The sequence below is a fragment of the Caulobacter sp. D5 genome (genome assembly GCF_003185805.1).
GTDB lineage: Bacteria > Pseudomonadota > Alphaproteobacteria > Caulobacterales > Caulobacteraceae > Caulobacter.
This window is the reverse complement of record NZ_QHJY01000329.1, coordinates 1-1,487: the sequence shown is the minus strand read 5'-3', so window position 1 is coordinate 1,487 and position 1,487 is coordinate 1. Positions and strand designations below refer to the sequence as shown.

Genomic DNA, 1,487 nt, shown 5'->3' with positions numbered 1-1,487 from the left:
GGCCGGCTACGCCAGCGCCGCGCGCGGACCGGTCATCTGGCCGTCCCGCGTCGCCCCCGCCGCCCGTCCCGCCGCCGCCGCGCCGGCCAAGGCCGCGCCCTGCGTCACCAAGGGCAAGAAGGGCAAGGCCCTGAAGGCCGCCAAGGCCAAGTGCGCCGCCGCCGCCAGGAAGGGCGGCAAGGCTTCGGCCCTGCGCTCAGGCAAGGCCGCCAAGGGCAAGGCGGTGAAGGGCAAGTCGGCCAAGGGCGCCAGCAAGAAGAAGACGACCGCCGCCAAGGGCAAGAAGCGAAGATAATCCAGGGTTGAGCGGACGATCGGCGTCATGCACTTATCCCGCCGAGGGTGGGGAGATCGCCGATGTATCGTGTCGCGGAATTCAGGGATTATTTTCTGAACAAGGTCGGGGCCAAGCGCTCCAGTTACAACACCTACAATTCCTATCTGTCGCGGATCGACCTTGCGATCGGAGGGCTCGATGAGACCATTGGCAGGGATGGCATAGACGCGGTCATCAATTGGGGCCAGACCGCGAACGTCGGCCCATTTTTGACCTATCCAAGTCATGCTCGATCGGTGCTGAAGCGCTATATCCAGTTCGTCGTCGAAATCCGCTCGCCGCTGGACGAAATGGACGAGGAAGATCTGGTTGCGGGTGAGCCGTTGATTGACGAGGAGATGGCTGAGGGAGCCGTCTTCAAGGTCGAGCGAGAAATGCAGGCCGCCGTTCGCAAGCAACTCGGCGCCCTGGAGTCCGGTCTCATCGAAGCTGATGGGGGCGTTGAGGTCAGGGTCGCGACTGGCCGCATCGATATCCTGGCCAAGGATCGAGAGGACAAGCTGGTCGTGATCGAGTTGAAGGCGGGGTCCTGTCCTCCTGGGGCTCTCGAGCAGACGCTGGGTTATGCTGAGGCCTTGGCCGAGGAACGCGGAGAGGCGGTCAGGGCCTATCTGATCGCGGCCGAATTTTCCGATCGCATCCGCGCGGCGGCAAAACGTGTCACCGGCCTTCAGCTCAGGACCTACGAATTTTCTCTGCGATTTGAAGCTCTACGTTGATCGAACGATCCGATCCTGCCGCCTCAGCCACTGGCGCAGCACTGTCACGGTCTCTTCCGGGCGGTCGGTGAAGGTGGCGTGGCCGGCGCCGGGGACGACGGCCAGTTCGGCGCCGGCGACGCGGCGGGCGAAGCGTTCGGCGGTGACCGGCCGGGCCTCGTCGTACTGGCCGACCATGAACAGGGTGCGCCTGCCGTCCAGCCGGTCGAGCAGCGGTTCGCCGTCATAGGTCTTCAGGGTTCCCGTCGCCGAAAACTCGGTCGGACCCCACATGGCGCCGTAGAGCCTGGGATTGAAGCCGCGATCGCCGGGCGGGCGATAGGCGCGGTGGGCCGGCGACGGCGGCTCGCGGGTCAGGAAGGCGGCGTAGAAGGCGTCGGTCGCGGCCGCGCAGGCCGCCTTGGGCGGCGGCGGAGCGGGCGCCTCGCACT

At 66.1% G+C, this 1,487-nt stretch carries 2 protein-coding genes and 1 pseudogene; 2 read left to right on the top strand and 1 reads right to left on the bottom strand.

The annotated features are described in order from the left end of the window. Both DMC18_RS19775 and DMC18_RS19770 read left to right on the top strand, forming a co-directional pair. Positions 1 to 295: pseudogene (locus tag DMC18_RS19775) on the top strand (hypothetical protein); the annotation flags it as partial. A gap of 62 nt (positions 296 to 357) precedes the next feature. Then, positions 358 to 1,056: an endonuclease NucS domain-containing protein gene (locus tag DMC18_RS19770; RefSeq protein WP_110121175.1), complete on the top strand. Its 699-nt coding sequence runs from the start codon at positions 358 to 360 to the stop codon at positions 1,054 to 1,056. Here the strand turns inward: DMC18_RS19770 and DMC18_RS26175 are convergent. Continuing rightward, positions 1,048 to 1,487 (bottom strand): alpha/beta fold hydrolase (locus DMC18_RS26175; RefSeq protein WP_158285939.1); only part of this gene is annotated, 440 nt, incomplete at its 5' end. The two genes, DMC18_RS19770 and DMC18_RS26175, sit on opposite strands and share 9 nt — an antisense overlap.